We start from the raw sequence: 5,125 nt of genomic DNA on the forward strand, positions 1-5,125 counted from the left end.
CCAACCGCCTGCCGCAGATCGGCCGCAGCAACGCGATCATGGCCGCCCAGTCCAAGCTGTTCACCCACCGTGAACTCAAGCTCCTGTCGGCCTATGTCGCGAGCCTGCAAGGCGACCTGAAGACCGTGCCGCAGGCGAAGTTCCGCTGAGTCGGGCGACGGTCCGATTCCCTCGAAAAAAAAGCCCGCTCGGGGGTGAGCGGGCTTTTTTCAGCTGAGGGCCTCTGGCATCGGTTTGCCGCATCGGGAGATCAGGACGCCACCGCCCTGCCCGCCCGATGCCATGTCAACCGTTGTCGACCAGCAGCTTGCCTTCGCTGAGCAGCTTGGTGATGACCTGGGCGTCGGTGGCATTCGCCGCCAACCCCAGGTCGCTGCGCAGGTTGACGTTCTCCAGCACGATGCGCTCGTTCTCCGTTCCCGTGGTGGCGACCCCGCTGGGGAAGGCCCCCGTGGTGCTGATCTTGATGATCGTGGTGCCCGCCGTCGTCGTGGTGTCGAACTCGAGGTAGTTGCTGAGGTTGGCGGTCGTCTCGCCCTGCAGCAGGTCGCGCAGGTCCAGCACATCGCCACCGGCCGAGGGCGAAGCCACGTTGAAGTCCGTGATGGTGTCCGTGGCACGTCCGGTGACCGATGCCGTACCCGCGTCGGCGAAGTGCCATGCGAAGGTGTCGGAACCCAGACCGCCCGTGAGGGTGTCGTTACCCGGACCGCCGATGAGCGTGTCTGCACCGGCGCCGCCCACCAGGGTGTCGTTGCCTTCACCGCCGTTGAGCACATCGGCACCGTTGCCGCCGTTGAGCACATCGTTGCCGGCATTGCCGTAGAGGCGGTCATCGCCTTCACCGCCCGAGAGGGTGTCCGCCCCCGCCAGACCGATGAGGAAGTCTTCCCCCGTCGTGCCGACGTTGCTGTCGGCGTTGGCGGTGCCAGCCACCACCGAGGTGTGGTCGATCTGGATGGCCAGGGTCGAAGTGGTGGTGTCACCGTCCTTGTCGGCCAAGGCAAAGGCAATGCTCTCGACGACGGTCGTGGTCTGCTGCCCGGGGGCACCGTAGCTGTAATCGCCGGTGTCCATGTTGACCGTCAGGTCGCCACCCAAGGTGGTCTTGAGGGTCAGGATGGGATTGGCCGCGTCGTAGAGGTGAACCACGCCATCCACGGTGATGCTGGCGACGTGCGCAAAGCCATCGGCGCCCATGGCCGCGACCATGGTGCCGCTGGTGCCCAGGTTGCCCCCAACGGAATTGCCGAAGGTGCTGCCGAGCACGGTGTCGAGCTGGCTGAGGCTGGTCACGACGGTGCCGTTGAGGTTCTCGCTGGCCTGGCCGTCGTAGGCGATGGGCTGAAGGTAGGTGGCGCTCACCCCCGACCCCAGACCGATGGCGTAGCTCTTGATCTGGTTGGCGTTCAGGAAGCTGATCCAGCTGGCTTCTTCGGTCGCGCTGATGCCATCGCCCAGCGAGGTCTGGGTCGAGGCCCCGTTCTGTCCGTTGACGCCCGCGGTCGGGTTGTCGCTCGACAGGGTCGGGTTGCCGTCCGAGAAAAAGTAGGACACGGTCTGTGCGCCACTGAGCTTGCCCGCCGTGGCGGCAAAGGCCTCCTGGGCTTCGCTCAGGGCGTAGTCGTAGTTGGTGCCGCCCGTGGCGGTCACCTTGGCCAGCAGCGCCTTGGCATCGGCCACGGTGAGCCAGGTGTCACCCAGGGTGTTGGACACGTCCGAGAACGTGACCAGGCGCACCGCCACGCTGCCGTAGTCGTCGTACTTGTCGAGCAGGTTGCTGATCGACTGGATGGCTGCCTGCAGGCGGGTCAGGCCGCTGATGCCACTGGCTTCGTTCATGGAGCCGGAGACGTCCAGAACGATCATCAGGTTGGTGTCGATGGTCGTGATCTCTTGCGAGATGGCCGACGCCGGCACCACAGGCGAGTCGTCTTCGATGTGGACCACCAGGCTGCCCGTGCCGACCTTGTTGCTGCTGTCCAGGACTTTGACGCCGAAGCTGAGGTCCAGCACGTCTTCGCCGCTGCCAGAGTGTTGAACCGGCTGCAACAGCGTGAAGGTGTAGTCGCCCGACTTCGACACCGTGATCGTGGCCACGGTGGTGGCGCTGGCATCGGTACCGTCCTTGCCAATGAGGCCGCCGGCGTTGTCGCTGGTCCAGACCACGGTCTTGCCACTGCTGGTGACCAGGGTGGTGGTGGGCTCGGTCAGGCTCACGGCCGTGACCGTGGCACCGCCCGAGGTGCCCACATTGAAGTGGCCCGTGGCGGTGGTCGCATCGGTCGTGTCGCTGGTGCCGGCGGTGTCCTTGACGCCGCCAGACAAGCCCTCTTCCGAGACGCTGACCTCGCTGGCACCGATGGTCGGCGCGCCGGCCACGGGTGCGTTGTGCACCAGGTTGAGCACCAGGGACGAGGTGGCGGTGTCGCCATCGCCATCGACGATGCTGTAGGCGAAGGTCTCCTTGGTGTCGTTCTTCAGACCATCCGGCGCGGTGTAGGTGTAATCACCCGTGAGCCAGTTCAGCGTGAACTTGCCACCCAGGGTCGTGGTCACGCTCAGGCTGGGGTTGGTCGCGTCGTAGAGGTAGGTCTTGCCGTCGATGGTGAAGGACTGCAGGTGACCACCGTCTGCGCCCACGGCTGGGCCGCCCAGGCTGCCGGATGCATAGATCTGGCCCGAGGTGGAGCCGCCGACCGTGCCTTGCAGCGTGCTGTCGAGCTGACTGAGGTTGGTCACGACCGTGCCGTTGGTGTCAAGGGCGAACTGGCCGTTGTAGGCGATGGGGTTGAGGTAGGTCTGCGCCACACCCGAACCCAGGCCGATCGCGTACGAGTTGATCTGGTAGGTGTTGAGGAAGCTGGTCCAGGCTGCGGCCTCGGTACTGTCGATGCCGTCACCCAGGTTGGTGTTGGTGGCCGATCCGCTCTGGGTGGAGTTGGCCGTGGGATAGGCGCTGGACAGGGTCGGGTTGCCGTCGGAGAAGAAGTAGGACACGTTCTGTGCCCCGCTGATCTTGCCCGCGCTGGTGGTGAAAGCGGACTCGGCTGCGCTCAGGGCGTAGTCATAGTTGGTGCCACCACCCGCGCTGATGGTGGCCAGCAAGGCCTTCGCATCGGCAACGCTGAGCCAGACGTCGCCCTTGGCTTGTGCCGTGTCGGAGAAGGTGACCAGGCGCACGGCCACGGTGCCGAACTCGTCGTACTTGTCGAGCAGGTTCTTGATCGACTGGATGGCGGCCTGCAGGCGGGTGAGGCCATTGATGCCGCTGGCGTCGTTCATCGAGCCCGAGACGTCAAGCACGACCATGAGGTTGGTGTCCTGCACCGCCACGGTGGCGTTCTGCACGGCCGGTGCGGTTGGTGCATCGTCCTCCACGCTGATGGTCAGGTTGCCGACACCGCTGCTGGTACCGTCGCTGACCTTCACGCCGAAGTTGAGGCTCAGGGTGTCTTCGCCTTGCGAGCTGTGCTGCAGGCTGCCGGACAGGGTGAAGGTGTACTGACCGCTGCTGTTGATGGTGACGTTGGCCACGGTGGCCGCGTCGGCGGCGGTGCCAGCCTTGCCGATCAGGCCACCTGCGCCATCGGACACCCACACGACCTGCACGCCGCTCGTGGTGTAGACCGGGGTGGTCGGGGCCACGAGGCTGACGGTGAGGTTGGTGGAGTCGGCATCGCTGATGGCGATTTGGCCGGCCACGCTGGTGGCATTGGTGGTGTCGACCGACCCGGCGCTGTCGGCGATACCGCCGCTGAGCCCCTCTTCCGAGACGCTGTTGCTGGCGTTGCCCACCACCGGCGCGTCGTTCACCGGCGTGACCTGGATGGTCGTGGTGGCCACGTTGCTGGTGCTGGTGCCATCGGTCACGCTGACGTCGATCAGCCGTGCGGTGGCCAGGGGGTTGTCACCCGTGTTGCTGAAGGCGATCGCATGGATGGCCGTCTGGTAGGCGGCCAGCGAGGCCGCACCCGTCAACGTCACCACGCCACCACTGATGGTGGCGGTGATGCCGCTGGGCAGGCTTTCAGCCAAGGTCAAGACGTCGCCCGCTTGCGGGTTCAGCAGCTTGACCGTGGCGCCGGTGAGTTGGGTGCTGTCGGCATCGGTGACCTTGATGTCGAGGTCGCTGATGCGCACAGCCGTGCCGTTCTCGACATACGTGGCGGTGTAGCCGGTGCCCGTGGCACCGCTGGAGTTGTCGTCGTCCAGGTCGAGCGCGGGTGGCGCGTCGTTGTCGATGATGGTGGCCGTGCCGGTGGCGCTGCCATTGACCGCAACCGTGCTGGAAACCTTCAGGGTGAAGGCTTCACTTGACTCGGTTGTGCTGTCGTTCACCGTGGGCACGCGAACCAGGAGGCTCTGCGTGTTGGCAGGCACCGACACGCTGCCAGCGGTGACGGTTTGCCACGATTGCCCCTGGTTGAAGGAGACCTCCATCGTCGACGTGTAGTCGCTGGGCGATTTGGCCGTGCCGTCGGTGAGGGCCAGCGTCAGGGTCTGGGCGCTGCTGCTCGGGTGGCTGAGCGCCACGGTGAACACGGCCTTCTCGCCCTCGGTGACCTGAGGGCTGCTGACGGAGATCAAGGGGCGATCGTCGTCTGGCGTGATGCCCGGGGGCACGCTGCCGTTGCCGTCGTCCTTGATGGCCGTGGTGACTTCGGATGTGGTCAGGGTCGCGCCAACGGGCGTGCTCAGCTTGACTTGGTAAGCCTCGCTGCCTTCGAAGGTGCTGTCGTTCGTGATGGCGACCGTGATGGTCTTGCTGGTCTCGCCCGGAGCGAAGGTCAAGGTGCCAGTGGCGGCCGTGTAATCGCTGCCAGCCTTGGCCGTGCCGTCGGCGGTGGCGTAGTTCACCGTCACGGCCGTGCTGCTCGGGTTGCTCAGCGTCACGGTGTAGGTGACGGTGCCCGCGGCCTCGTTCACGTCGGCAGGGCCGGTGATGGCCAGGGTCGGTGTGCCGGTGGCGTCGGTGATGGTGCCCGTGCCTTCGACCGGCGCGGTGTTCTCCGGTGTGCTGGCCGCGACCTTGAAGGTCTCGGCCAGTTCCGTCAGGTTGTCCGGCGTGGTGGGCACGCGCACCACGATCTGGTCGGCGGCCGTGCCGGCCGGCACCGTGATG

The 5,125-nt window shown here is 66.0% G+C and carries 1 protein-coding gene; it reads right to left on the reverse strand.

Going from position 1 to position 5,125, the window contains the following annotated elements:
* Positions 1-285: 285 nt before the first annotated feature.
* The coding region (locus tag QZ994_RS18560; RefSeq protein ID WP_290877161.1) for a Calx-beta domain-containing protein at positions 286-5,125 on the reverse strand (4,840 nt) is incomplete at its 5' end.

It is taken from the genome of Aquabacterium sp. (genome assembly GCF_021768455.1).
Classification (GTDB): Bacteria; Pseudomonadota; Gammaproteobacteria; order Burkholderiales; family Burkholderiaceae_C; genus Aquabacterium.